21 protein-coding genes and 1 riboswitch are annotated in these 24,699 nt (G+C 72.2%); of the genes, 13 read left to right on the forward strand and 8 right to left on the reverse strand.

Annotated features, from left to right (window positions below):
- The first annotated feature begins 63 nt into the window (after window positions 1–63).
- Together PSH03_RS10670 and PSH03_RS10675 are read left to right on the forward strand one after the other, a co-directional pair.
- Window positions 64–2,928, forward strand: coding sequence for an alpha/beta fold hydrolase (locus tag PSH03_RS10670; protein WP_238689016.1), 2,865 nt, complete (start codon window positions 64–66; stop codon window positions 2,926–2,928).
- Window positions 2,928–3,794 (forward strand): ABC transporter permease, encoded by an 867-nt coding sequence (locus PSH03_RS10675; RefSeq protein WP_210780901.1) that lies wholly within the window; start codon window positions 2,928–2,930, stop codon window positions 3,792–3,794. The genes PSH03_RS10670 and PSH03_RS10675 overlap by 1 nt, the downstream gene beginning before the upstream one ends.
- On the opposite strand, the gene PSH03_RS10680 is transcribed toward PSH03_RS10675, so the two are convergent.
- Entirely contained in the window at window positions 3,784–4,407 is a 624-nt protein-coding gene (locus PSH03_RS10680) for a DUF4232 domain-containing protein (protein WP_238689017.1), read from the reverse strand. The genes PSH03_RS10675 and PSH03_RS10680 overlap by 11 nt on opposite strands.
- Before the next feature lie 267 nt (window positions 4,408–4,674).
- On the opposite strand from PSH03_RS10680, the gene PSH03_RS10685 reads away from it, so the two are divergent.
- Window positions 4,675–5,130 carry a DoxX family protein gene (locus PSH03_RS10685; RefSeq protein WP_238689018.1) on the forward strand — a complete coding sequence of 152 codons (456 nt, stop codon included), beginning with the start codon at window positions 4,675–4,677 and terminating at the stop codon, window positions 5,128–5,130.
- Window positions 5,131–5,335: 205 nt separating this feature from the next.
- Here PSH03_RS10685 and PSH03_RS10690 read toward each other — a convergent pair whose 3' ends face one another.
- Entirely contained in the window at window positions 5,336–5,641 is a 306-nt protein-coding gene (locus tag PSH03_RS10690) for an ArsR/SmtB family transcription factor (RefSeq protein WP_210780904.1), read from the reverse strand.
- 91 nt (window positions 5,642–5,732) lie between these two features.
- On the opposite strand from PSH03_RS10690, the gene PSH03_RS10695 reads away from it, so the two are divergent.
- The 4 genes from PSH03_RS10695 (at window position 5,733) to paaN (ending at window position 11,256) form a co-directional block, all read left to right on the forward strand.
- Window positions 5,733–6,695, forward strand: coding sequence for a DMT family transporter (locus tag PSH03_RS10695; RefSeq protein ID WP_238689019.1), 963 nt, complete (start codon window positions 5,733–5,735; stop codon window positions 6,693–6,695).
- A gap of 68 nt (window positions 6,696–6,763) precedes the next feature.
- A riboswitch (SAM riboswitch) is annotated at window positions 6,764–6,899 on the forward strand.
- Window positions 6,900–6,909: 10 nt separating this feature from the next.
- Window positions 6,910–8,196, forward strand: a complete 1,287-nt coding sequence (gene thrC, locus PSH03_RS10700) for a threonine synthase (protein WP_210780906.1) — start codon at window positions 6,910–6,912, stop codon at window positions 8,194–8,196.
- A gap of 266 nt (window positions 8,197–8,462) precedes the next feature.
- On the forward strand, window positions 8,463–9,482 hold the full coding sequence (locus PSH03_RS10705; protein WP_238689020.1) for a GNAT family N-acetyltransferase: 1,020 nt from the start codon (window positions 8,463–8,465) through the stop codon (window positions 9,480–9,482).
- A gap of 100 nt (window positions 9,483–9,582) precedes the next feature.
- Window positions 9,583–11,256: a phenylacetic acid degradation protein PaaN gene (paaN, locus tag PSH03_RS10710; RefSeq protein ID WP_238689021.1), complete on the forward strand. Its 1,674-nt coding sequence runs from the start codon at window positions 9,583–9,585 to the stop codon at window positions 11,254–11,256.
- A 170-nt stretch (window positions 11,257–11,426) separates the two neighbouring features.
- Here the strand turns inward: paaN and PSH03_RS10715 are convergent, their stop codons facing one another.
- Complete coding sequence (locus tag PSH03_RS10715; RefSeq protein WP_238689023.1) at window positions 11,427–11,957, reverse strand: GNAT family N-acetyltransferase; 531 nt, start codon at window positions 11,955–11,957, stop codon at window positions 11,427–11,429.
- Window positions 11,958–12,284: 327 nt separating this feature from the next.
- Between PSH03_RS10715 and PSH03_RS10720 the strand changes: the two genes are divergently transcribed.
- The 3 genes from PSH03_RS10720 (at window position 12,285) to groL (ending at window position 15,589) form a co-directional block, all read left to right on the forward strand.
- Window positions 12,285–12,488, forward strand: a complete 204-nt coding sequence (locus PSH03_RS10720; protein WP_091402914.1) for a cold-shock protein — start codon at window positions 12,285–12,287, stop codon at window positions 12,486–12,488.
- Between the two features lie 93 nt (window positions 12,489–12,581).
- Window positions 12,582–13,694 carry a DUF1373 domain-containing protein gene (locus tag PSH03_RS10725; RefSeq protein ID WP_238689024.1) on the forward strand — a complete coding sequence of 371 codons (1,113 nt, stop codon included), beginning with the start codon at window positions 12,582–12,584 and terminating at the stop codon, window positions 13,692–13,694.
- A 272-nt stretch (window positions 13,695–13,966) separates the two neighbouring features.
- Window positions 13,967–15,589 carry a chaperonin GroEL gene (gene groL, locus PSH03_RS10730; RefSeq protein ID WP_210780912.1) on the forward strand — a complete coding sequence of 541 codons (1,623 nt, stop codon included), beginning with the start codon at window positions 13,967–13,969 and terminating at the stop codon, window positions 15,587–15,589.
- 56 nt (window positions 15,590–15,645) lie between these two features.
- Here the strand turns inward: groL and PSH03_RS10735 are convergent, their stop codons facing one another.
- The 3 genes from PSH03_RS10735 to PSH03_RS10745 form a co-directional block, all read right to left on the reverse strand.
- A complete protein-coding gene (locus tag PSH03_RS10735) occupies window positions 15,646–15,894 on the reverse strand; it encodes a hypothetical protein (protein ID WP_238689026.1) in 249 nt (82 codons plus the stop codon).
- 79 nt (window positions 15,895–15,973) lie between these two features.
- Window positions 15,974–16,909: a GNAT family N-acetyltransferase gene (locus PSH03_RS10740; RefSeq protein ID WP_210780914.1), complete on the reverse strand. Its 936-nt coding sequence runs from the start codon at window positions 16,907–16,909 to the stop codon at window positions 15,974–15,976.
- Window positions 16,910–16,978: 69 nt separating this feature from the next.
- On the reverse strand, window positions 16,979–19,579 hold the full coding sequence (locus PSH03_RS10745; protein WP_238689028.1) for a S8 family serine peptidase: 2,601 nt from the start codon (window positions 19,577–19,579) through the stop codon (window positions 16,979–16,981).
- A 142-nt stretch (window positions 19,580–19,721) separates the two neighbouring features.
- Here PSH03_RS10745 and PSH03_RS10750 point away from each other — a divergent pair, with 142 nt between their 5' ends.
- Both PSH03_RS10750 and PSH03_RS10755 read left to right on the forward strand, forming a co-directional pair.
- Window positions 19,722–21,587: a glycerol-3-phosphate dehydrogenase/oxidase gene (locus PSH03_RS10750; RefSeq protein ID WP_238689030.1), complete on the forward strand. Its 1,866-nt coding sequence runs from the start codon at window positions 19,722–19,724 to the stop codon at window positions 21,585–21,587.
- A gap of 88 nt (window positions 21,588–21,675) precedes the next feature.
- A complete protein-coding gene (locus PSH03_RS10755; protein ID WP_210782402.1) occupies window positions 21,676–22,212 on the forward strand; it encodes a hypothetical protein in 537 nt (178 codons plus the stop codon).
- A gap of 10 nt (window positions 22,213–22,222) precedes the next feature.
- Here the strand turns inward: PSH03_RS10755 and PSH03_RS10760 are convergent, their stop codons facing one another.
- Window positions 22,223–23,623 (reverse strand): FAD-binding oxidoreductase, encoded by a 1,401-nt coding sequence (locus PSH03_RS10760; RefSeq protein ID WP_210782404.1) that lies wholly within the window; start codon window positions 23,621–23,623, stop codon window positions 22,223–22,225.
- Window positions 23,624–23,691: 68 nt separating this feature from the next.
- On the opposite strand from PSH03_RS10760, the gene PSH03_RS10765 reads away from it, so the two are divergent.
- The gene (locus PSH03_RS10765) at window positions 23,692–23,976 is read left to right on the forward strand and encodes a DUF4031 domain-containing protein (protein ID WP_210782406.1); all 285 of its coding nucleotides are present in this window, start codon (window positions 23,692–23,694) and stop codon (window positions 23,974–23,976) included.
- On the opposite strand, the gene PSH03_RS10770 is transcribed toward PSH03_RS10765, so the two are convergent.
- A complete protein-coding gene (locus PSH03_RS10770; protein WP_238689031.1) occupies window positions 23,948–24,604 on the reverse strand; it encodes an HD domain-containing protein in 657 nt (218 codons plus the stop codon). The genes PSH03_RS10765 and PSH03_RS10770 overlap by 29 nt on opposite strands.
- Window positions 24,605–24,699 lie beyond the last annotated feature (95 nt).

A 24,699-nucleotide genomic window follows, 5' to 3' on the forward strand; every position in this document is an offset into this window, starting at 1 on the left:
AACCGGACGGACGTACGGCGGATCTCAGCGAACGCTCAGGCTGTGGGCCGTACCGTGTGCCGCATGACATCGCCGTCGCCGGCCGCGTGGTTCCGGCGTGCCCTGCCCACCCGCCGCCGCGCGACCGCCGCCGCAGTGGTCGTCGTGCTGTTGGCCGCCGCCGTGACCTGGGCGGTGTGGCCACAGGGACCGGGCGTACGCACCGAGAGCGCGATGCTCACCGTCCGCTCCGGACCGTCCGGTGACCAGCCGGTGAACCTGGACACCACCCTGTACCTGCCGGATGACGCCTCGTCCGGTCGGAAGGTGCCGGCGGTGCTGCTGGCGCACGGGTTCGGCGGCACGAAGGAGTTGGTGCGCTCCGACGCGGAGGAGTTCGCCGGGCGCGGCTACGCGGTGCTCACCTGGACCGCGCGGGGGTTCGGTCGCAGCGGCGGGGAGATCCACCTGGACAACCCGGACTACGAGGTACGCGACGCCGAGCGGCTGCTGGACTGGCTGGCCGCGCGGCCGGAGGTGCGCACCGACGCCGCCGGCGACCCGAAGGTCGGTGTGGTCGGCGGCTCGTACGGCGGTGGGTTGGCGTTGCTGTTGGCCGCCCAGGACCGTCGGGTCGACGCGATCGTGCCCATGATCACTTGGAACGACCTGTCCCGCGCGTTCCTGCCGGAGAGCACCGGCGGAGCGCCGACCGAGGGCGTGTTCAAGAAGGGCTGGGCCGGTCTCTTCTTCGGCGGGGGCGGCAACGTGGGCTCCGGCCCGGCCGGGCTCTCCGGCGCGACCGCCGCCCAGCCGCAGGGCGCACCGGCGTCGGCCGGCCCGCCCAGCCCCGGGCCGGGCGCCGGCCCCGGCACCGGTCCCGGTGGCGCCCCGACCGGTGCCGCCGACCCGTCCTGCGGTCGGTTCGCCGCCGACGTCTGCGCCGCGTACCTCCGGATCGCCACCACCGGCCGCGCCGACCAGGCCGCCGTGGACCTGCTGCGCCGCTCCAGCCCGGCTGGTGTGCTGGACCGGATCAAGGCCCCCACCCTGCTGGTGCAGGGCGAGGCGGACACCCTCTTCCCGCTCGGTGAGGCCGACGCGAACGCGCGCGGCATCGCCGCCACCGGCACCCCGGTACGGGTCGCCTGGTTCACCGGCGGCCACGACGGTGGCAGCGGGCCCCGCTCGGACTCCGACCGGGTGAAGTTCCTGACCGTCCAGTGGCTCGACCACTACGTCAAGGGCGAGGGCGACGCGCCCGGCGACGACTTCACCTGGTCGCGGATCGCCGGCTTCGACGCGCTCGACCGGGGTCTCGTCGCCACCGGTTTCCGCCGCGCCGACTACCCGGGCCTCACCGGCAACGCCCGTCGGGAGGTGACTGTCGCCGGCCCGGCACAGCCGATCGCGAACCCGCCGAACGGCAACCCGGCCGCCATCTCCTCGATCCCGTTCGCCGGCGGGCTCGCCTCGCTGCTGGACGGCGTGGCCGGTGACGTGCCCGGCCAGCACGCCCAGTTCGAGTCGACCCCGCTGACCGAGGCGGTGGACGTGGCCGGTGCGCCGACCGTCACCCTGCGGGCCGCGTCGCCGACCGGCGAGGCGGTGCTCTTCGTCAAGCTCTACGACGTCGACCCGGACGGCGCGGCCACCCTGCCGAACGGCCTGGTCGCACCGATCCGGCTCACCGGCCTCCCGCAGCAGGTGCAGGACGCCCGCCCGGTCACAGTGACGCTGCCCGGGATCGTCCGCCGGGTGGAGGCCGGGCACCGGCTGCGGCTGGTGGTGGCCACCTCCGACCAGGCGTACACCACGCCGGCCGCGCCGACCGTCTACACGGTGGCCGCTGACGGCGCGGTCAGCCTGCCCACTGTCAGCGGTGAGCCGATCCCCACCGCGGCGACGATCTGGCGCTGGGTGCTCGCCGGCCTGCTCGCCGCCATCGTGATCGGGCTCGTCGTGGTCGTCGCCCTGGTTCGCCGCCGGCACCGCCGCCAGGACCGGTCGGTGCACCCGGAGTACGCGGACACCCCGCTGGCCGTGCGCGCGCTGCGCAAGGAGTACGCGGACGGCTTCGTCGCGGTGTCGAACGTGGACTTCGAGGTGCACCCCGGTCAGGTAGTGGGTCTGCTCGGGCCGAACGGCGCCGGCAAGACCACCACCCTGCGGGTGCTGATGGGGCTGACCCAGCCGACCGCCGGGGAGATCTACGTCTTCGGTCGTCGGCTGGTGCCCGGCTCGCCGGTGCTGTCCCGGATCGGGGCGCTGGTGGAGGGGCCGGGCTTCCTGCCGCACCTGTCGGGTCTGGACAATCTGAAGGCGTACTGGCGGGCCACCGGGCGGCCGTGGGAGGACGCACAGTTCGACGCGGCGCTGGAGATCGCCGGGCTTGGCGACTCCGTGCACCGGAGGATCAAGAACTACAGCCACGGGATGCGTCAGCGGCTCGCCATCGCCCAGGCCATGCTCGGCCTTCCCGAACTGCTGGTGTTGGACGAGCCGACCGACGGGCTGGACCCGCCGCAGATCGCCGAGATGCGCCGGGTGCTCCAGCGGTACGCCACGGACGGCCGGGCGGTGCTGGTCTCCAGTCACCTGCTGGCCGAGGTGGAGCAGACGTGCACGCACGCGGTGGTGGTGAACAAGGGCCGGATCGTCGCGTCCGGGCCGGTGGAGGAGATCGTGGGCGAGTCGCCGAGCGTGCTCTTCGACGTCACCGACCCGGTGGCGGCGCGGGCGGTGCTGGACCGGCTGCACGGGGTCCGCGTGTTGCCGGAGAGCGACGGCCAACTGGTGGTCGACACCAACGGCACGGCCCGCAGTGAGGTGGTGGCGGAGCTGGTGCGCGCCGGCATCGGGGTGGACCGGGTGGTGCCTCGGCGGCGCCTGGAGGACGCGTTCCTCGCCCTGGTGGGCGAGAACTCTCGGGGAAGCGGTGACCGGTGATGGCTGTTACTGACGCGGGTGAGGCCCGTGGCTACCGGCCGTCGGCCACCATGCCGTTCGTGGCGGAGTTCCGCCGGCAGGCGTCGCGGCGGCGGACCCAGTTGGCGCTCGGGTTCATGGTGCTGCTGCCGCTGATCATCCTGATCGCGTTCCAGTTCGACTCGGGCGGCGACGACGACAACGGTCGCAACGAGTTCGCCAGCCTGGTCGAACTGGCCACCTCGGGCGGGCTCAACTTCACCCTGTTCTCGATCTTCGTCTCGGCGTCGTTCCTGCTGGTGGTGGTCGTCGCGCTGTTCTGCGGCGACACGGTGGCCAGCGAGGCGAGCTGGGGCAGCCTGCGCTACCTGCTGGCGATCCCGGTGCCCCGGGCGCGGTTGTTGACTGTGAAGCTGGTGGTCGCGCTCGCGTACTCGGGACTGGCCCTGCTGCTGTTGGCCGGCACCGCGTTGCTGGCCGGCACCCTGCGCTACGGCTGGTCGCCGCTGCGCAGCACCGTCGCCGCCGAGTTGGAACCCACCGAGGGGTTGCTCCGGTTGCTGGCCGTGCTGGGCTACCTGGCTGTCGTACTGCTGGTGGTGGCCGGCCTGGCGTTCCTGCTGTCGGTGATCACGGACGCCGCGCTGGGTGCTGTGGGTGGTGCGGTTCTGCTCTGGATCCTGTCCAGCATCCTGGACCAGATCACCGCCCTGGGCGCGCTGCGCGACTTCCTGCCCACCCACTTCAGCACCGCCTGGCTGGGCCTGCTGTCGACTCCGGTGCAGACCGACGACGTGGTGCGCGGCTGCATCTCGGCGATCAGTTACGCGACGCTGTTCTGGGGGTTGGCGTTCTGGCGCTTCACCCGCAAGGACATCACGTCGTAGGTGGGCTGCTCGGGTCGGCCTTCTTCCAGGCGCTGACGCCGATCCGGCCGGTGTTGCCGAGGTCGATCGGCCCGTCCGGGTCGACCTCCTCGGCCGGCTGCCCGGCGGCGGGCGCCACAGTCAGGAACTCGCCGTTGGTGGCGACCACTGTCGAGTCGGTGACCAGGTTGCGCCAGAGCACCACGGCGGTGGCCCGCTCGCCGGCGGCGAGGGTGACCTGCCGGGGTGGTTGGTCGAAGCCGGAGGTGATCTCCTTGGCGCCGTTGACCACCCGCAGCATGATCGGCTCGCGCGCTTCGTCGAACACGTGCAGCACCGGGTACCCGTTGAGCTGGTAGGGGTGCTCGCCGCAGTTGACCAGTTCCAGGCCGAGTGCGCGCAGGCCCATGGCGGCGTCCCCGCCGGTCGACCGGATCCGGACGCCGGGGGCCGGGCACTCGGCCGGCGGCTCGCTGCTGGCGGTCGGGCCTGCTTCCGCCCTCGACCCGGGGGGCGGCCCGCTCGGGTCCCCGCCCTGACCCCGATGGTCGCCGGGAGTGCAGCCGCCGAGCGCGAGAGCTGTCGCGACCGTCGCGGTGATGCGTCGCCGTGCTGCCATGTCGCGGGAGATCATCCGTTGATCCTTGCCCACTTGCGCAGCACGCCGCCGCCCGGCCCCGGCCTCGCCGGCCCTCCCTGCGCCGCCACCTGAACTGGTGGGGAACCTCTCCTGGTGCGCCTTTGGAGCTGAATCGTCTGCGACATCACCGGGGGAGGGTGGGGGTGCCTCGTTCACACCGTTTTCACGAGGGATTATCCCACCAGCAAGGAAATTATGATATTCGATGTCTTGATGCCTCAGGATCGACGAGACCCATTCACTCTCCTCGATGGAGGTGCCATGAACGTCTCTCGGCTCGGCGGGCCGACCCTGTCCCTGTTCCGCATCGTGATCGGCCTGCTGTTCACGTTGCACGGCCTGTCCTCGGTGTTCGGGTTGTTCGGCGGCAACCCGATGACTGGCAAGGCGGTCCCGCTCGGCACCTGGCCGGGCTGGTGGGCTGCCTTGATCCAGTTGGTCTGCGGCGTACTGGTGCTGGTCGGGCTCTTCGCCCGGCCCGCCGCGCTGCTCGCCTCCGGCTCGATGGCGTACGCCTACTTCGTGGTGCACCAGCCGGATGCGCTGCTGCCGCTGCACAACGGAGGCGAGCGGGCAGCGCTCTTCTGCTGGGCATTCCTGCTGGTCGCGGCTCTCGGCCCGGGCGCCTGGGCACTCGACACGCTGCTCACCCGGCGTCGCACCCACACCCCCTCGGCACCGGCTTCGGCGGCCGAGCCCGACGCGGTGTCCGTCTGATCGCACCCGAACCACGCGTCGCCGAAGCCTCGACGAGGCGGCTTCGGCGGCGCGCCGGGTGAGGTGCCCCGTCGGGCCGCACCTCTTCGCTGATGTCGCAGACGACTCAGCTCCAAAGCGAGCGCCTGGGGCAGGTCCGACCCGCCCCCCGCCGCCGTGTCTGGCGGCGGCCGGACGGGCCGATGTGGGCCAGGGTGGGGCGAGGTCAGGCCGGCGGGCGCTGGGTGAGGACCGCGTCCAGCAGGCCCGGGTAGAGCTTGTCCAGCTCGTCCCGGCGCAGCCGGACCAGTCGGCTGGTGCCGGCCGCCCGGGTCCGGGTCAGGCCCGCCTCGCGCAGCACCCTGAGGTGGTGGCTGCGGGTCGCCTTGGAGACGCCGAAGTCGAAACTGCCGCAGGCGGACTCGCCGCCCTCGGCGAGCGCCCGGACGATCTGTAGCCGCACGTCGTCGGCGAGTGCGGCCAACACGTTGGTGACCGGTACGGCGGTCAGGTCGGGCTCGTGCGGCTCCATGTGACCAGTGTAACCCTTGTTCGACAACTATCGAACGACGCCCTATGGTCGGTGTCGTTGGTTCGACGATACTCGAACATTGGAGTTGCCGATGCGATCCCGCGCCACCGCGTACCCACTGGTCGCCGTGCTCGGCTGGGGCGTGATGTTTCCGATCCTGGCCAGCGCGCTCGACCGGGTCGACCCGCTCAACCTGACCACCGCGCGCTACCTGCTGGCCGCCGTCGTCCTGGTCGCCATCCTGCTGCTCCGCGAGGGTGCCGGCGCGCTCCGGCACGGTGGCCGCGCGCTGGAGGTGGTGGTGCTCGGAGTGGTCGGCTTCGCGGGCTTCAACCTGCTCACCAACCTGGCGCTCGAACACGCCGCCCCGCAGCAGATCTCCCTATTCGTGGCCACCACTCCGGTGATCACCCAGTTGGTCCGCTGGGCCCGTGACGGCGTACGCCCGAAGCCGCTGCTGCTGGCCCTCTCCCTGGTGGCGCTCCTCGGCGTCGGTCTGGTGATCACGCGCGGCAGCCTGGCCGGGCTCGGCCAGTTCGGCCTCGGCGGGCTCATGATGATCGGCGCGGTGCTGGGCTGGGGCATCTACACCCACGGCGCCAGCCGGTTCGGCGAGTGGTCACCGCTGCGCTTCACCACACTGACCGCGCTCGCCGGCACGGCCGCCATGCTCGTCCTGAGCGTCGGGGCCGACGCCGTCGGCTGGCAGCACGCGCCGGCCGCCGCCGACCTCGTGGCGGTCGCCCCGCAACTGGCGTACGCCGTCCTGGTGGGTGCCGTGATCGCGGTCCTGGCGTGGAACACCGGCGTGCAGCGACTCGGCGCCGCCAACGCCGCGCTGTTCATGAACCTGGTCCCGGTGACCACCTTCGCGGTGCAGATCGCTCGCGGCTACCGCCCGGAGCCGGTGGAACTGGTCGGGGCGGCCATCACGATCGCCGCCCTGATCGCCGCGAACCTCGCGGCCCGGCCCCGGACCGAGTCGCTGCCCCGACCGAGCGCGGTGACGGACCCGATCGCGGTGACCGACCCGCTGGCGGTGAGCGCCCGCTGACCCACTACCTGGGATCAGCGCTAGCAGCGACCGACAGCGTTGTCCTAGACTCGACGGCACAACTGAATACCTCATCCAGAGGGGCTGAGGGATACGGCCCGACGACGCCCCGGCAACCACCCTGCGCGCTCACCGCTGAGCGACCCGCGGGGCAGGTGCCAATTCCGTCCCCGCCGCACCGTGCGATGCGGGGAAAGATGAGAGGACTCTCGACATGACGTCGACGCTCGTCGCCTCCGGCATCGACACCTCCGCCAGCCCCGCCCGCGCCCTGGTCTGCCGTGCCTGCTCGGCCCGCTACCCGCTCGCCGCCCAGCACGCCTGTTACGAGTGTTTCGGCCCGCTGGAGGTCGACTACGACACCGCGGCACTGGCCGCCGTCACCCGCGAGCAGATCGAGGCCGGCCCGAACAACATCTGGCGGTACGCCGCCCTGCTCCCCGCCGGCCAGGACCCGGCCAGCCGGGTCACCCTCGACCCGGGGCTGACCCCGCTGGTGGCGGCCCCGCACCTCGCCGCCGAACTGGGCATCACCGCGCCGCTCTGGGTCAAGGACGACAGCGCCAACCCCACCCACTCGTTCAAGGACCGGGTCGTCTCGGTGGCGCTCACCGCCGCCAAGGCACTCGGCTTCAGCCGGTTCGCCTGCGCGTCGACCGGCAACCTGGCCAACTCGGTGGCCGCCCACGCGGCCCGCGCCGGGGCGCCCTCGGTGGTCTTCATCCCCAGCGACCTGGAGCAGGGCAAGGTCATCACCACCGCCGTCTACGGCGGCGAACTGGTCGCCATCGACGGCTCGTACGACGATGTCAATAGGCTCTGCGGCGAGCTGGTGGAGACCGACGAATTCGAGGACACCGCGTTCGTCAACGTGAACGTCCGGCCGTACTACGCGGAGGGCTCCAAGACCCTCGGCTACGAGGTGGCCGAGCAGCTCGGCTGGCGGATCCCGGCGCAGGTGGTCATCCCGATGGCCAGCGGCGAGCTGCTCACCAAGATTGACAAGGCGTTCTCCGAGCTGGTGGAGATCGGCCTGGTCGAGGCGCCCGCCGACGGCTGGAAGGTCTTCGGCGCGCAGTCCGCCGGCTGCAACCCGATCGCCGTCGCCCTGCACGCCGAGACCGACACGATCGTTCCGGTCAAGCCCACCGGCATCGCCAAATCGCTCAACATCGGCGACCCGGCGGCCGGCCTCTACGCCCTGGAGGCGGTCCGCCGCACCGGCGGCTGGATGGAGTACGCCGACGACGACGAGATCCGCGCGGGCATCCGCGATCTGGCCCGTACCACCGGGGTCTTCGCCGAAACCGCTGGTGGGGTCACAGTGGCCGTGCTGCGCAAGCTGGTCGAGTCCGGTCGGCTCGACCCGACGGCCGAGACCGTCGTGTTCAACACCGGCGAGGGTCTGAAGACCATCGATGCGGTGGCCGGCCAGGTCGGTCCGACCCACCACATCAAGCCCTCGCTGCGCGCCGCCCGCGACGCCGGCCTCCTGGGCTGACGGGCTCGCTCGGAGCCGTGGCCGAGTCGATCAGTCGGTAACTGGGTTTTCGCTGTGAGTGTGGAAAACCTGCCGCTACGGACTTGACGGCAGGAACCGGACGGCGCAAGATGCTCCGTGCGGGAGGGCATTTCGCCGAAGACTTTTGAAGTTCTTGCGACCCAACGCCGGAGGCGTTGTGCGAGTGTCCCTCCCGACCAACGTTCGATCGGGCCAGCGAGTAATTCGCTGGCCCGATCGCTTTTGTACGGTGCAGGCTCACCGGCATGAGCATCACCATCGCGTCGTTCGACGGCGCCGACCGCACCTCGGTCGACGAGGCGTACCGGATCGGGTCGGCGGCCAACGACGCCGATCTCCCGGACTTCCCGCCCTTCTGCCGGCGCCGCTTCGACGCGTTGTTCCACACGCCGATGCCCGGCACCCGGTCGCTCTGGGCGCTGGCCCGACTGGACGGCGTGCCGGCCGGCTACCTCCAACTGGACCTGCCGCAGCTCGACAACACCGACAACGCCACCGTCGAGCTGCTGGTGCATCCGCAGCAGCGGCGCCGGGGCGTTGGCCGGGCCCTGCACGAGTACGGGCTGCGCCTGCTCCGCGAGCACGGCCGCAAGCGGGTGGTGGCGATGGCCGTCTCCGCGCTGCCCGGCGGGCCGGCCCGAAGCGTGGCCGGTGACGCGTTCGCTGCCGCTTCCGGCGCTCAACCAGCCCTCACCGAGGTGCGTCGCCGGCTCGACGTCGGCGAGATCGACCGGGTCGCTCTGCGGGCCGCGCTCGCCGAGGCCCGACCGCGAGCCGAGGGCTATCACTCCGTCTGCTGGCAGGGCTCCACCCCGCAGGAGTACGTGGCGGACATCGCCTACCTCGACGGCCGGTTGCTGATGGACGCGCCCATGGGCGACGTGCAGTGGGAGCCGGAGCAGGTGGACGCCGAACGGATCCGCGGCAACGAGCGGGCGCTGGACGCCCGGGGCCGGCGGCGCTACCACCTCGGGATGCGGCACGAGGCGTCCGGTCGGCTGGTCGCCTGGACGCTGCTGGACGTGGGCGCCTCCGCCGACTGGCACGCGTTCCAGCAGATCACCATCGTCGACCCGGCCCACCGTGGGCACCGGCTCGGCCTCATCGCCAAGGCGGAGAACCTGCACCACCTGCTCACCCACGAGTCGGCGGTACAGGTGATCGACACCTTCAACGCGGCCAGCAACAGTTACATGGTGTCGATCAACGAACAGCTCGGCTTCCGCCCGGTGGACTGCTGGACCGACTGGCAGCTCACCCTCTGACAGGTATCGGCGCTACAGCCCACGGTGGCTCCTCAGGCATGCGCCGCTGTCGGGCATTCGCGCTACTGCTCGCGGACCGGACTCAGGCATGATGGCGGGCATGACGGAGACCCCGCATCCCCTGTACGACAGGCACGCCGACACCCTCAACCGTGCGCTGACCGCGATCACGGAGCGGGGCTACTGGTCCGCCTATCCCGAATCCCCCAGCCCCCGGGTGTACGGCGAGACCGCCGCCGCCGACGGTAAGGCCGCCTTCGAGGCGTACCTCGGCGGGGACTTCCCGCTCGGCCAGCCCGGCGCGGGCGTTCGGGTCGCCACCGAGACGAGCCCGTTCGGGGTGGAGTTGGCGGTGCGTTACCCGCACGCCGGCCCCGGTGAGCTGGTCGACGCCGCCTCCGCCGCGCTGCCGGCGTGGCGCGACGCCGGCCCGCAGGCCCGGGTGGGCGTCTGCCTGGAGATCCTCGACCGGCTGCACAAGAACATCTTCGAGCTGGCCAACGCTGTGCAGTTCACCAGCGGGCAGGCGTTCGTGATGGCCTTTCAGGCTGGTGGCGCGCACGCGCTGGACCGGGCGCTGGAAGCGCTGGCGTACGCGTACGCCGAGATGACCCGACACCCGGGCACGGCGGGCTGGGAGAAGGCCGCCGGCAAGGGTGACCCGCTGCGGATGACCAAGACGTTCCACGTGGTGCCGCGTGGGGTGGCGCTGGTGATCGGCTGCAACACCTTCCCGACCTGGAACTCGTACCCCGGGCTGTTCGCCTCGCTGGTCACCGGCAACCCGGTGATCGTCAAGCCGCACCCGCGCGCGGTGCTGCCGCTGGCCATCACCGTGAAGTACGCCCGGGAGGTGCTCGCCGAGGCCGGGTTCGACCCGAACCTGATCATGCTGGCGGCCGAGGCCCCCGGTGAGAAGCTCGCCAGCGACCTGGCCCTGCACCGCGCCATCCGGATCGTCGACTTCACCGGCTCCACCGAGTACGGCGACTGGCTGGAGACGCACGCGCGGCAGGCATCGGTCTACACCGAGAAGGCCGGCCTCAACACCGTCGTCATCGACTCCACCGACGACTTCGCCGGCATGTGCCGCAACCTCGGGTTCACGCTGACCCTCTACAGCGGGCAGATGTGCACCACCTCCCAGAACATCCTCATCCCGGCCGGGGGCATCGAGACCGACCAGGGGCACAAGAGCTTCGACGAGGTGGCCGGCGGGATCGCCGCAGCGGTCGGCAAGCTCACCGCCGACCCGGCCCGAGGTGTGGAGCTGACCGGCGCCATCGTCAACGACGGGGTGCTGGAGCGGCTGGCCGAGGTGACCAAGGTCGGCGAGCCGGTGCTGGAGTCGCGGGCCGTGGCCCACCCGTCGTACGCCGACGCGGTGGTGCGTACCCCGACGATCGTGAAGCTGACCGCCGACGACGCGGAGACGTACGGCCGGGAATGGTTCGGGCCTATCTCGTTCGCCATCGCCACCGACTCCACCACGCACAGCCTGGAGCTGCTGCGCCGGACGGTCGGCGAGAAGGGCGCGCTCACCGCCGGGGTCTACTCGACGGACGAGGCCGTGCTGGACGCGACCGAGGCGGTGGCGGTCGAGGTCGGGGTGCACCTGTCCTGCAACCTCACCGGCGGTGTCTTCGTCAACCAGTCGGCGGCGTTCTCCGACTTCCACGGCAGTGGGGCCAACGCGGCGGCGAACTCGGCGCTGACCGACGGGGCTTATGTGGCGAACCGGTTCCGGATCGTGCAGTCGCGGCGTCATGTTTGATCTTTAGTTGCGGTGGGGGTTTCCGGGGCAGCCCGCCCCGTTTCGGGCGGTCAGGCTTGATCCCTGCGCGGGTCGGGCTGCCCCGGAAACCCTTTGTGGGCACGGTGGGGGCATCGCTGCCGGCTTTTTGGGGGCAGCTCAGTGGTTCTGCCGTGGGATGGTTCTTGGTTCTAGGCGGGTCTGCGCATTTGTAGCTCGGTTAGGGCTGGGATGTTCGGGTGGGGGACTCGTACCCCGGTGTCCTTGAAGCCCAGGCGCTGGTAGGCGCGGTAGGCGCGGTCGTTGCCGACCACCACCTCCAGCAGCAGTTCCGGTCGGCCACAGGCTCGCGACCAGGCGGCCACCCCGTCGATCAGCTCGCCGAGCAGGCCACTGCCGCGCCAGGTCGGCGTGACGTACACGGCGTAGATCACGGTCAGCCCCGGCTCGTTCGGGTGGGTCGTACCACCGGCGTGCCCGACCAACCGGCCGCCCGGATCGGCGACGAACTGCGCGTTACCGACACCGACCGAGGTGTACGCGACCCGGGCGGCGAACTCGTTGTGCGGTCGGGCCGCAGCGTCCGCCAGGGTCTCCAGGAAGGCCAACGGCGCGTCGGCCAGCATCTCCAGGCGCAGCGCCCGCATCCGGGCGGCGTCCTCCGGCCGGACCCGGCGGATCTCCGCGAGCCGCAGGGCCGGCGAGCCCATGTCGGTGGTCATGTCCGCATGCCTACCACAGGGCGGGGATGGCGTTTCGCGAGCTGGGCCCGATCGCCGTCATCTCGGGGCCCGCCCTGCGGCCCTCCCCTCCATTCGCAAATGACGCTGGCGAATCCGGTGGCTCGGGAACCCGGCCGATCAGCGCGGTCGGGACGCCCCGATGTCTGTCGGATTTGTGGCCGTGCGCCTCCGTCACTCCTCGTGTAGCGTGCGATTTCGGTCACCTGCTTCAATGGCGGTCATCGATCGCTGAGTCGGTGGTCCGGGGCGTCCGGCCGTGCCGTGCGCCGAGTCAGGCAACGCCGCGCAGAGTGAGGGAAGTGCACCGTGGCACAGGGCTCCGTGAAGTGGTTCAACGCCGAAAAGGGCTACGGCTTCATCGCCGTCGACGGCGGTCAGGACGTGTTCGTCCACTTCTCCGCGATCGAGATGGACGGTTACAAGGCGCTGGACGACGGTCAGCGGGTCGAGTTCGAGATCACCCAGGGCCAGAAGGGCCCACAGGCGGAGCACGTACGCGTCATCGGCTGAACTCCTGGCCGATCGGCCCCGTGAGTCGGGGCTGCGGCAGGGGCGCACAGCCGGGAAGATCGTGAACCGTTCCAGCCGATTTGAGGAGCGTTCATGACCGACCAGCCACCCCCGCCCACTCCGTCCTCCGGGTCGGGGGAGCCGGACCCGTCCGATCCGTCCTCGCCCGCCGGCGGCCCCGGCCCGGCCGGTCCGCCGCCCGGCTGGGATCCCGCGCAGGGTTCCTGGGGTGCGGCCCCGCCACAGCAGGGCTGGGCGTTCCCGCCCACCGGGGGCTACCCGCCCGGGTCGGGTCCCTACGGCGGGCAGCCGTGGTACCCGGGGCCGCCGGTCGGCTGGTACCCGCCGGGTCACGGGTTCGACCCGAACGACGCCCTGGTCACGCCGCCCGGCGCCGGTATCGGCGGCTGGTTCAACCGGTGCGGGGGAGCGCTGCGCCGGGGCTGGCGGCAGTTGGTGCCGATCATGCTGCTCACCCAGGTGCTGCCGGCGGCGGTGCTCTCGGTGGTCTCCCTCGGGCTGGACCCGTCGGCGAAGTGGGCCGCCCAGGCCGAATCGACGTCGACCCCCGCGCTGCCGGACAATTTCGCCGCCGAACTGCTGAGCCTCCTGGTCCTGCTGGTCGGCGGCAGCGTGGTGGTCGGGTTGGTGCAGGCCGTCGGCTGGGCCGCCGGCACCTGGGTGATCACCAAGCAGGCGGCCGGTCAGCCGGCCAGCCTGGAGGCCGCGCTGCGCTACGGCCTGCGTCGGGCACTCGGGCTGTGGGGCTGGACCCTGTTGGTCAGTCTGCTCATCGGCGTCGGTGTCTGTTTTTGCGTGCTGCCGGGCATCTACCTGGCCTTCGCGCTGAGCATGGCCGGTCCGGTCTATCTCTTCGAACGGCACAACCCGATCGGTCGATCGTTCCGGATGTTCCACGACCGGCTCGGCCTGCTGCTCGGACGGGTGGCCCTGGTGGCCGCGGCGGTGATCGTCGGCACCCTGATCCCCGGTGCCCTGGAAGGAATCGGCACCTCCCCGCTCGGAACGGACCCGTTCTCCTCGGCCGGCACCGCCGCCGGGGCGGTGGTGGTGATCGGGATCACCGCCGTGCTGGCCCTGCCGGCTCACCTCGCGCAGATGATCGGTCTGCTGGTGACGTACGCCGAGCAGCGTGCCCATGAGGCGCCGGTGAACAGCGCTGGACTGGCTGCGGAACTCGGCTGAGCGGCGGCATCGTGCTTGCACTCGGCAGGTGAGAGTGCTAAACAAGTCATTGGCACTCGCATACCGTGAGTGCCAATGGTCGGGACGGTGGGGCCAGGTTGCACCGGCGTGGAGACGCCGGGGCGGCACATGGCCGGTCGTCGCGGGCTATCCGGCCCGGCCGAAGGACGTCGTCGTCGCCAGGTGGCGACGTCCCAAGGTGCGTACACCAGGCGGCCCATCCGGGGCACACATCTCGGGTGGCCCGTGAGTGTCCAGGAGGACAACGCCGTATGGCCAAGATGATCGCGTTCGACGAAGAGGCGCGCCGCGGCCTCGAGCGGGGCATGAACCAGCTCGCCGACGCCGTAAAGGTGACCCTCGGCCCCAAGGGCCGCAACGTCGTGCTCGAGAAGAAGTGGGGTGCCCCCACCATCACCAACGATGGTGTGAGCATCGCCAAGGAGATCGAGCTCGAGGACCCGTACGAGAAGATCGGCGCTGAGCTGGTCAAGGAGGTCGCCAAGAAGACCGACGACGTTGCCGGTGACGGCACGACGACGGCGACCGTCCTGGCCCAGGCCCTGGTTCGCGAGGGCCTGCGCAACGTGGCCGCTGGCGCCAACCCGATGGCCCTGAAGCGGGGCATCGAGGCCGCGGTCCTGAGCGTCTCGGAGGAGCTGTCCAAGCTCGCCAAGGACGTCGAGACCAAGGAGCAGATCGCCTCCACCGCCTCCATCTCCGCTGGCGACAGCACCGTCGGCGAGATCATCGCCGAGGCGATGGACAAGGTCGGCAAGGAAGGCGTCATCACCGTCGAGGAGAGCAACACCTTCGGGCTGGAGCTGGAGCTCACCGAGGGTATGCGCTTCGACAAGGGCTACATCTCGGCCTACTTCATGACCGACCCGGAGCGTATGGAGGCCGTCTTCGACGACCCGTACATCCTGATCGCCAACAGCAAGATCTCGTCGGTGAAGGACCTGCTCCCGATCCTGGAGAAGGTCATGCAGTCGGGCAAGCCGCTGCTGATCATCGCCGAGGACCTGGAGGGCGAGGCCCTCGCCACCCTGGTGGTCAACAAGGTCCGTGGCACCTTCAAGTCGGTCGCCGTCAAGGCGCCGGGCTTCGGTGACCGCCGCAAGGCCATGCTGACCGACATCGCCATCCTCGCCGGTGGTCAGGTCATCAGCGAGGAGGTCGGCCTCAAGCTCGACGCCGCCAGCCTCGACATGCTGGGCCGCGCCCGCAAGGTCGTGGTGACCAAGGACGAGACCACCATCGTCGACGGTGCCGGTGACGCCGAGCAGATCCAGGGCCGGGTCAACCAGATCCGGGCCGAGATCGACAAGAGCGACTCCGACTACGACCGGGAGAAGCTGCAGGAGCGGCTGGCCAAGCTGGCCGGCGGCGTTGCGGTGATCAAGGTCGGCGCGGCCACCGAGGTCGAGCTCAAGGAGCGCAAGCACCGTATCGAGGACGCCGTTCGCAACGCGAAGGCCGCCGTCGAGGAGGGCATCGTCCCGGGTGGTGGCGTCGCGCTGGTACAGGCCGGCAAGACCGCCTTCGACAAGCTCGACCTGGTCGGCGACGAGGCGACCGGCGCGAACATCGTCAAGGTCGCGCTGGACGCCCCGCTGCGGCAGATCGCCGTCAACGCCGGCCTTGAGGGCGGCGTCGTGGTGGAGAAGGTCCGTAACCTCGAAGCGGGTCACGGTCTGAACGCCGCCAACGGCGAGTACGTCGACCTGCTGGCCGCGGGCATCATCGACCCGGCCAAGGTGACGCGCTCGGCGCTGCAGAACGCCGCTTCCATCGCGGCGCTCTTCCTCACCACTGAGGCCGTTGTCGCGGACAAGCCGGAGAAGAACCCGGCTGCCCCGGCTGGCCCGGGTGGCGGGGACATGGACTTCTGAGTCCAGTTTCGACACCGAACGGGGCGGGCCGCTGACGCGGTCCGCCCCGTTCGTCGTCAGGTCGGTAGTGGGCGCTGGTTGCGCCGCTTCTGCGCCCGGTTGTACGGCGGAGGCAGTTTGATCGGCGCGTCCACCATCTCCTGCGGTTCCTCGGCCACCGACGGCTCGCCGTCGGTGGTCATCTCGGCCAGTTGCTCGGCGTCGCCGTAGTCGAGCCTGTCGAACGGCAGTTGGCCGGGGAGTTCACCGACCGGTTTCCAGGTGATCGGCGGGCCGTCCTCGGTCTGGTTGTCATCCGTGGTCATGGCTGCCTCCTCTACCGAAACGGTAGGGGGCGTCGATGGGCCGATGCGGGCGAATGGATCCATGTCCTGTTTGCCCTGTTTATCCCCTGGACAGGGTTCGCCGGTACAGGAAGAAGACCCGTTCGATCCACGCCCCCGCGCTGCCCGAATAGAACGGCACCGGTCCCACCCAGCCGATCTGTGCCCGGTCCAGCCCCGCCGCCCGCTGGTCGCGCAGGCAGCGTCGCAACAGCACCCCACCGATGCCCGAGCCCTCTGCGGCCGGCGCGGTGCCCATCGGCCCGAACCAACTCGGCCGCGACGACCCGTACGCGGCGAAGCCGAGCACCTCGCCGTCCCGCTCCGCCAGGTGGCAACCGGCGTCGGCGCGTCCCACCGACCCGGCCAGCTCGCCGTCCCACGTTCCGCCGAAGGTGGACCGGGCGAACGCGATCAGCGCCGGCAGGTCCGCCGGCTCCGCCCGGCGTACCGTGACGCCCTGATCGGCCAGTCGCCGCTCCGCCGCCTCGGTGGAGCGCAGTGCCGGCGACCCGTCGTACGACAGGTCCGCTGTCATGTTCCAGGCGGTCCGGTCCTGCTGGTAGCCGAGCGCGAGGGCGGCGCAGACCGCCGGCGTGTAGCGGACGTCGATTCCCGGCCACGCGTAGTACGGCGGGTTTCCGGCCAGCAGCACCTCGGTCGCCCCGCGCTCGGCGAGCACCCGTTCGGCCCGCTGGAGCAGCGCCCGGCCGACGCCCCGACGCCGCTGATCCGCAAGGACCGCGACCAGGTCCACGTGCCCGATCCCCGGCTCGGTCGACGACACCGAACAGATCAGCACCCCCACCAGGTCCGCACCTCGGTACGCGCCCAGCCCGACCACCGGCCGGTCGGCGGTGGCCCGGGTCCAGAGCACGTCCACGATGGCAGCCGCCTCGGCGGCGTCCTCGGGCAGGTCGAGAGCCTGCTGGCAGAGCTGTACGACGCTGGTGACCAGGTCGGCGGTCAGCTCGGTGACGGTGATCTCGGCGTCCATGGTCGCCGACCCTAGATCACCGGCTGTCGGGCCGCACCCTCGGCTCAGCACCTCAGGAAGGAAACCTGCCTATTGCTGGGCGGCGCGAACGGCGGCGTAGGCGTCGACCTGGCCGGCGCCGGTGACGTTCGACGGGGCACCGCAGGCGTCGGAGGGGCTGTCGGAGCGATAGGTGGGCGTCGCCGCCGTGGCGGTGTCCCGAAGGATCTGCCGGGTCCGGGTCACGTCACCGACCAGCGCCGGGTTCGCCGACCACATCAGCGCGACCACCCCGGCCACCTGTGGGGTTGCCATCGACGTGCCGTCCAGGGCGGCGTACGTGCCGCCCGGCATGGCCGACACCACCTTCACCCCCGGTGCCAGCACGTCCGGTTTACCCGAGCCGCCCGGCGCCGGCCCGCGCGAGGAGAACTCGGCGACCCGCCGCTGGGCGTCCACCGCGCCCACTGTCAGCACGTCCGGGTACGGGGCGGGCGGATCGTCGATCGACGCGCACCAGGGGCCGGTGTTGCCGGCCGCGGCGACCACGAAGATCCCGGCGGCGTCGAGGGCGGCGGTGGCCGGCCGCAGAACGCGCTGGTCGCAACCCTCGATGGGCGGGCAGCCCCACGAGTTGGTCAGCACCTGCGGGGCGCGCTCCGGACGGCCGTCGGTGAACGGGTCGCCGCCGGCCGGGAAGGGCGCCAACATGAACTGGAGACAGTCCAGGTAGTGCGCGGGGCTGCCCAGGTTGCGGTCCAGATTGACGCAGCCCACCCACTGCGCGTCCGGCGCCACCCCGATGCCGTCCCGCCCGACCGCGCTGCCCACCGTGTGGGTGCCGTGCCCGCCCTGGTCGGTCGGGCTCCGGGTGTCGTCCCACGGGTCGTACCAGGAGTCGTCCCCACCACGGAACCCGGCTCGTAGCGCCGGATGGGCGCCGTCCACCCCCGAGTCGGAGCTGCCGACCACGATGCCCGTGCCGGTGACCCGGAGTTGGGACCACACCCGGTCGGCGCCGATCTGGCGGATGTTCCACTCCGGGCCGGTGGGCTTGGGCAGGGTGCCCCGGTTCTGCCCGGCCGGTGCCGGCAGCGGTCGCAAGCGCTGGCTGACCAGCACCCGCGCCACCTCCGGTCGGCGGGCGAGCCAGGCCCGCACCGCCGGGCCGCCGTCCACCTCGACCGCGTTGACCAGGTAGTACGACACCGGGTCGAGGCGCAGCCGGTTCAACCCCCGCAGCAGGTCGCCCTGGCTCTGCTCGGCGGTCGTCACCAGCCGCCGGTAGACCTCGGCCGCGCGAGCGTCCCGCCCGGCCCGACCCGGCGCGGCGGCCGGAAGATCGCTCAGGTCGGCCTGCGTACGCAGCACCACGAACAGCCGCTCGCCGTGCAGGCCCGGCTGGCCGGGGCCGAGGTCGACCGCCCCGACCGCCACCAGCAGCACCACGGCCGCCACCGCGGCGACCCGCCTGCTCGGGGGGCGTGCCGTCGGCCGGGCGAGCAGCACCGCGTACCCGATGGCGACCAGTACCGCGACGGCGAGCCCGACGCCGGCGGCGGCCGCCACCCAGAACGGGATGTCCCGGGTGCCGACCAGCAGCAGGCTGATCTCTTCCGGGTCGGTGAAGGCCAGCGGGCCGAGCGCGGCCAGGCCCACGAGCCAGCCGGTCGCCGCTCGGCCGGCGCGGGTGGCGGCGGCCGGATCGGAGGTGGCCGGGTCGGAGCCGGCCGGGTCGGCAGCGGGCCGCCAGGTCGCGGCCCAGAGCGCGGCCAGCGCGAAACCCACCGGCGGCACTGTCAGCAGCGCGGGCAACTGCGCGCCGGACTGGCCGGTCCCGGCCGCGAGCAGCAGCAGCGTCACCCCGGCGACCAGGCCGCCGACCAGCACCAGCCGAGCCGGCCGAGGCGGTCGCCCGACCGCGAACTGGGCCCAGAAGGGGGTGTCCAGCAGAGTCGCGGCCAGCACCCCGAGCGCGGCGGCCGCCAGCACCGCGAGCGCGGTCTCCAGGAGGCCGCCGAGCGCGCCCAGCCAGGCCCACGGCAGCAGCAGCGCCAACCCGGCGGCGACCGCGAGCAGCGGCACCGGGCCGGGTCGGCGAACGCGCCGTCCGACCGGCTCCGCGCTCCCGGTGGCCTCGGGCCGCGCGGCGTCGCCGTTCCCGGTGGCCTCGGGCGGGGTGGCGTCGCCGTCTGCGCTGGCCTCGGGCGGGGTGGCGTCGCCGTTTCCGGTGGGTGCCGGGCCGCCGACCGAGCCAACCAGCCCGGGGTACGCCCACCGGCGCGCCGACCAGCGCACGGCGAGGGCACCGAGCAACGCGGCGCCGGCCAGCGCGGCGAGGTACGCCTCGTGGTGCACCGGCGGCACGGCCCGCAGCAGTGTGAGCACGCCGAGGGCGAGTGCCCCGATCAACCAGGCCCGCCCGGTGGCCCGGACCGCGCCCGACCGGGGCAGGAGGGCCAGCAGCAGGGCGGGCGTGCCGGCCAGTACGACGGTGGCCAGGCCGAGCACCGGCCAGAGCCAGCCGAGCCGGTCCCGCCCGAAGCCCAGCAGCACCTGATCGGTGAGCCAACCACCGGTCTGGGTGCCCACTGTGACCGCAACCGTCCAGCAGCCGGCCAGCACGGCCGCGACCACCGGCCACGGGGAACCACGGTCGCTGAGGCCGGGGTGCACAGGTTGACCTTGCATCCGAGAACCTTACGACTACGACGAAGGGTTTCGACCCGACCGTCGGGTTCCGGGGAAGATCTCCTATCGGTCGGCCTGGATCGGGTAGCGAGACGTGTCGTGCGCTTCGGAGCAGGTGGGCGCGGTGCGGGGCGGGCGGCGAATGTCGACACGGTGGCTCGACGGTTACGGTGGACAGGTGCGCGACCCCAATGTCTCCCGATCCGTCGCCGGTCAGCTCTCACCGGTCCGCCGTGCGTCCGACCTGCGCCGACTGCGTGCCGAGCGCTTCGACGTGCTGGTCATCGGGGGCGGGGTGACCGGAGCCGGTGCCGCCCTGGACGCGGCGTCCCGTGGCCTGAAGGTGGCGCTGGTCGAGGCGCGTGATCTTGCCTCCGGGACCTCCAGCCGGTCCAGCAAACTCATCCACGGTGGCCTGCGCTACCTGGAGCAGTTGGAGTTCCACCTGGTCCACGAGGCGCTCACCGAGCGCGGCCTGTTGGCCACCCGGCTCGCGCCGCACCTGGTACGCCCGGTGCCGATCATGGTGCCGCTGCCGGCCGGGCGGGGCCTACGGGACCTGCCGGCCCGGGTCTTCCGCCGCTCGTACTACGGCGCCGGGGTGGCCGCGTACGACGCCTTCGCCGGAATCTTCGGCGGTGGCCGGGGCATGCCCCTGCACCGTCACCTGACCCGGGAGGGTGCCCGGCGGATCTTCCCGAGTCTGCGGGCCGACGCGCTGGCCGGGGCGATCCGCTACTACGACGGGCAGGTCGACGACGCCCGGCTGGTGGTCACCCTGGCCCGCACCGCGGCCAGCCTCGGCGCCACTGTGGTGAGCAGTGCCCGCGCCGTCGGGTTGATCCGGCAGGCGCGCGAGGTGACCGGCGTCCGCGTCCGGGACCTGGAGGCGCCGTCGGGCTCGCCGGACGCGGAGTTCGAGGTGCAGGCTCGCACCGTCATCGCCGCCACCGGCGTGTGGAGCGACGACATGTCCCGGATGCTCAACGACGTGGGCCTGCGGCCCGGCGTCCGGGTGCGCGCCTCCAAGGGGGTGCACCTGGTGGTGCCCCGCTCGGCGATCACCGGCGAGACGGGGCTCATCCTGCGTACGGCGAGTTCGGTGCTCTTCGTCATCCCGTGGGGCGGGCACTGGATCATCGGCACCACTGACACCGACTGGCGGCTGGACCGTTCCCACCCGGCCGCCTCGGCCCGCGACATCGACTACCTCCTCCAGCAGGTCAACACAGTGCTGGACCGGCCGCTGACCACCGCCGACATCGAGGGGGTGTACGCCGGGCTGCGTCCGCTGCTGGCCGGCGAGGCCGACTCGACCTCGAAGCTCTCCCGCGAGCACGCGGTCTTCGAGCCGATGCTCGGGCTGTTGCTGGTGGCCGGCGGGAAGTACACGACGTACCGGGTGATGGCGTCCGACGTGGTCGACCGGGCCGCTCGCCGACTCGGTGGCGCTCGCTCGTCGCGTACCGCCGACCTGCCGCTGCTCGGCGCCGACGGGTACCCGGCGATGTGGCGGGACCGGGCCGACCTGGCACGCCGGCACGGTGTGCCGGTGGGCGTGGTGGAGCACCTGCTGGAGCGGTACGGCACCCTCACCCTGGACCTGCTGGCGCTGGTCGACGCCGATCCTCTGCTGGCGTCCCCGCTGGCTGGTGCTCCGGAGTATCTGGCGGCGGAGGTCGCCTACGCGGCGCGGGCCGAGGGCGCGCTGCACCTGGAGGACGTGCTGACCCGGCGGACCCGGATCTCGTTCGAGACCAGCCACCGGGGGTTGGAGTCGGCGGAGCACACCGCCGAGTTGATGGGCGCGGTGCTCGGTTGGGACGCGGCGACCCGGGCGCGCGAGGTCGAGCACTACCGGGCCCGGGTGGAGGCGGAGCGGCAGTCCCAGTTGATGCCGGACGACGCGGCGGCGGACGCGGCCCGCCTCGGTGCTCCGGACGTCCGGGGTTACGCGGCCGACCGGGGCGACGACGATCAGGCGGAGCTGCGCCCGTCCGCTCGATGACGAATTGCGACGTTACCGATGGGTAACCATCGATACCGGCCCGGATGGTGGTTTCGAACGCTACCTACGGTGGGGTAGGTTTCCGCGCGTGCTACCCCGCGCGCACCCTCGTCTGCTCGTACCCCTGCTCGCCGTCGCGCTCGTCGGCGCCCTGACCGGGTGCTCCCTCTTCGACGGAGACAAGCCGAGCACCCCGGTGGCGCAACCGACCGCCGGCACTGCGGGTGGCGGCTCGCAGCTGGAGATCCCCACCACTGTCGCCGCCGGTCAGGTCAGCCTGCTCCAGCGGCTCGGCGAGGACGGGCCGATGCGCACCCTGAGCGTCGAGCGGAACGGCGCGTGGCAGTGCGTCGACTGCGCCGGCGACGGCGTGACCTCCCGGGGCACCCTCGCACCGGAGCTGACCGAACGGCTCCAGGTGCTGCTCGCCAACCCGGCGCTGGCCGACGAGACCGACCAGGCCCGGCGGTACCGGACAACCTGCATCGACGCGCTGACGTCCAGCCTCATCACCTCGGCCGGGCTGATCACCTCGCAGGACTGCCCTGGTGAGGAGCTCACGCCGGTCGCCGGGGAGATCCTGCTGCTGCTCACCCAGGCGACCCCGGCCGAGGTCAAGGGCTGACCGCAGCCGGTCAGAGCACCTTGCCCGGGTTGAGCAGGCCGGCCGGGTCGAGCGCCGACTTGATCGCCTGGTGCACCCGGACACCGACCGGCCCGATCTCCCGGGCCAGCCAGTCCCGCTTGAGCAGCCCCACCCCGTGCTCGCCGGTGCACGTGCCGCCCAGGTCCAGGCCGAGCCGCATGATCTCGTCGAAGGCCCGCCGACCCCGCTCCACGCTCGCCGGGTCGGCCCGGTCGACAACGATGTTCGGGTGCATGTTGCCGTCCCCGGCGTGCCCCACCACGCCGATCGGCACCTCACACTCGGCCGCGATCCGGGCGACCCCGTCCAGGAGCGCGGCGAGCGCGCCGCGCGGCACCGCCACGTCGTCGATCACCAGACCGCCGTTGCCGCCCGGGTAGGCGTCCGCCGCGAACTTCTCCATGGCCGGGTGGGCCAGCCGGCGAGCCTGGAGCAGCGCCGCCGCCTCCACCGCGTCGGTGGCCGCGTAGACCTCGTCGGCGCCGACGGCCTCGCACACCTCGGCCAGCACGGCCAGGTCGTCCGCCGCCCGGGAGCCGGTGTCGGCGGCGGCCAGCAACAGGGCCTGCGCGTCGGTCCGCAACCCCATCGGCTGGTACGCCTCGATCGCCCGCAGGTGGGTCTGGTCCAGCAACTCCAGCAGGCTGGGGGTGAGCCCGCGAGCCGCGATCTCGGCCACCGCCGCGCCGGCCGTGGCGGTGGATCCGAAGACCGCCACCAGGGTCAGTGAGTCGGCCCGGGCGGGCCGCAGCGCCACTGTCACCTCGGTGATCACGCCGAGGGTGCCCTCCGAACCGACGAACAGTCGGGTCAGGTCGTAGCCGGCCACCCCCTTGGCCGTACGCCGGCCGGTGCGCAGCACCTCACCGGAGGCGAGCACCACCTCCAGGCCGAGCACGTACTCGGTGGTCACTCCGTACTTCACACAGCACATGCCGCCGGCGTTTGTGGCCACGTTCCCGCCGATGGTGGACGACTCCCAGGAGCCGGGATCCGGCGGGTACCAGAGGCCCTGTTTCGCCACCGCCCCGGCCAGGGCCGCGTTGACCACCCCCGGTTGGACCACCGCGATCCGGCTCACCGGGTCGATCTCCCGGATCTCGTTCATCGCGACGGTGCTGAGGACCACCGCGCCCTCCACGGCGTTCGCCGCGCCGGCCAGCCCGGTCCGCGCGCCCTGCGGCACAACCGGTACGCCGTGCCGCGCCGCCGCCTGGATCACGGCGACCACCTGCTCGGTGTCGCGCGGACGGGTCACCACCAGCGGGACGCCGGCGGCGCACAGGTCGGCCTCGTCCCGCTGGTGCATGCGCAGCAGGTCCGGGTCGGTGAGCACGGCGTCGTCACCGAGCGCGGCGCGCAGGTCGTCGAGGAGCGCGGTGGGGGCCATGCAGCCGAGGCTAGGTCGCCGACCGGCGATCATCAACATGATCGACTGGGCGGGATAACTTGGGCAGCATGCTCTACCTGGACCGGCCTGCCTGGCCGTGGCGCGGTCGGCTCTGGTCGCACCTGATCAGTGACGTCTCGTACGCCGAGCTGCACGCGTTCGCCGAGGCGCTCGGCGCGCCCCGGCGCGGATTCGACCGGGACCACTACGACATTCCGGCCGACCGGTTCGCGGCGGCGGTGTGGCTCGGCGCCCAGGTGGTGCCGAGCCGGGAGCTGGTCCGGTTGCTCCGCGCCGCCGGTCTGCGTCGGCCGAAGCACCTGGTCAGTCCGCGGTCTCCGGTGCCCCGGTGAGGGTGGCCAGCTCGCGGCGCACATTGTCCCGGGCGGGCTCTTCCCACCGGCTCGCCAGCGGTGGCGACCGGAACAGCGCGGGCAGCGACAGCAGGCCGGTCAACACGGCGGCCCGCCCAGCCCGGAAGGCCGGCTCCGGCACATGGGCGTACTCCCGGCGGATCGCCGCCGCGTAACGCTCGTAGCGGGCCGGCGGCGCGGCCAGCACGGCCAGATCCGCGTCGCAGAGCAGCGCGCCGTCCCGGTCTCCCGGTGCCACAGCGTGCCCGGCGGTGAGCAGCACCAGCCGGCGCACCTCGGCCACCGTGGGCGCCGGCACCCCGAGCCCGGTGAGCACGCTCTCGGCCATTGCGGCGCTGTCCCGTTCGTTGGCGTCGCCGGCGGCACGGGGGTCGTAGACCACGTCGTGGAACCAGGCCGCCAGCCGGACCGCGTCGGCCCGAGCGGCCAGGTAGGCGTGCTGGTCCACCACATCGAGCACCGCCGTCAGGTGGGCCACCGTGTGGTATTGCCGGTGCGGCTCCCGCCACCGGACGATCACCTGCTCACCGGCCCTGGTCGTGCTCGGGTCGGGCCTCGCGCCGGCACCTTGGGCCGCCGCCCGCCACCGGTCCAACAGATCAACCACCGTCCGAGTCTGCCGCATCCGCCCGCGACGCGCGGGAAGGGAGGGTTCAGCGGGCCCACCACGGGTAGTCGCGCCCATGGCCGTGGCCCGGGACA

It is taken from the genome of Micromonospora salmantinae (genome assembly GCF_022230905.1).
Lineage (GTDB): Bacteria > Actinomycetota > Actinomycetes > Mycobacteriales > Micromonosporaceae > Micromonospora > Micromonospora salmantinae.

Coding starts and splice junctions, on each gene's coding strand:
- PSH03_RS10760 (WP_210782404.1), bottom strand. CDS start 23,623: ATGGCCCCCACCGCGCTCCTCGACGACCTGCGCGCCGCGCTCGGTGAC.
- PSH03_RS10750 (WP_238689030.1), top strand. CDS start 19,722: ATGTCGACACGGTGGCTCGACGGTTACGGTGGACAGGTGCGCGACCCC.
- PSH03_RS10740 (WP_210780914.1), bottom strand. CDS start 16,909: ATGGACGCCGAGATCACCGTCACCGAGCTGACCGCCGACCTGGTCACC.
- thrC (WP_210780906.1), top strand. CDS start 6,910: ATGACGTCGACGCTCGTCGCCTCCGGCATCGACACCTCCGCCAGCCCC.
- paaN (WP_238689021.1), top strand. CDS start 9,583: ATGACGGAGACCCCGCATCCCCTGTACGACAGGCACGCCGACACCCTC.
- groL (WP_210780912.1), top strand. CDS start 13,967: ATGGCCAAGATGATCGCGTTCGACGAAGAGGCGCGCCGCGGCCTCGAG.
- PSH03_RS10680 (WP_238689017.1), bottom strand. CDS start 4,407: ATGATCTCCCGCGACATGGCAGCACGGCGACGCATCACCGCGACGGTC.
- PSH03_RS10685 (WP_238689018.1), top strand. CDS start 4,675: ATGAACGTCTCTCGGCTCGGCGGGCCGACCCTGTCCCTGTTCCGCATC.
- PSH03_RS10690 (WP_210780904.1), bottom strand. CDS start 5,641: ATGGAGCCGCACGAGCCCGACCTGACCGCCGTACCGGTCACCAACGTG.
- PSH03_RS10745 (WP_238689028.1), bottom strand. CDS start 19,579: ATGCAAGGTCAACCTGTGCACCCCGGCCTCAGCGACCGTGGTTCCCCG.
- PSH03_RS10765 (WP_210782406.1), top strand. CDS start 23,692: ATGCTCTACCTGGACCGGCCTGCCTGGCCGTGGCGCGGTCGGCTCTGG.
- PSH03_RS10695 (WP_238689019.1), top strand. CDS start 5,733: ATGCGATCCCGCGCCACCGCGTACCCACTGGTCGCCGTGCTCGGCTGG.
- PSH03_RS10675 (WP_210780901.1), top strand. CDS start 2,928: ATGGCTGTTACTGACGCGGGTGAGGCCCGTGGCTACCGGCCGTCGGCC.
- PSH03_RS10725 (WP_238689024.1), top strand. CDS start 12,582: ATGACCGACCAGCCACCCCCGCCCACTCCGTCCTCCGGGTCGGGGGAG.
- PSH03_RS10735 (WP_238689026.1), bottom strand. CDS start 15,894: ATGACCACGGATGACAACCAGACCGAGGACGGCCCGCCGATCACCTGG.
- PSH03_RS10670 (WP_238689016.1), top strand. CDS start 64: ATGACATCGCCGTCGCCGGCCGCGTGGTTCCGGCGTGCCCTGCCCACC.
- PSH03_RS10705 (WP_238689020.1), top strand. CDS start 8,463: ATGAGCATCACCATCGCGTCGTTCGACGGCGCCGACCGCACCTCGGTC.
- PSH03_RS10715 (WP_238689023.1), bottom strand. CDS start 11,957: ATGACCACCGACATGGGCTCGCCGGCCCTGCGGCTCGCGGAGATCCGC.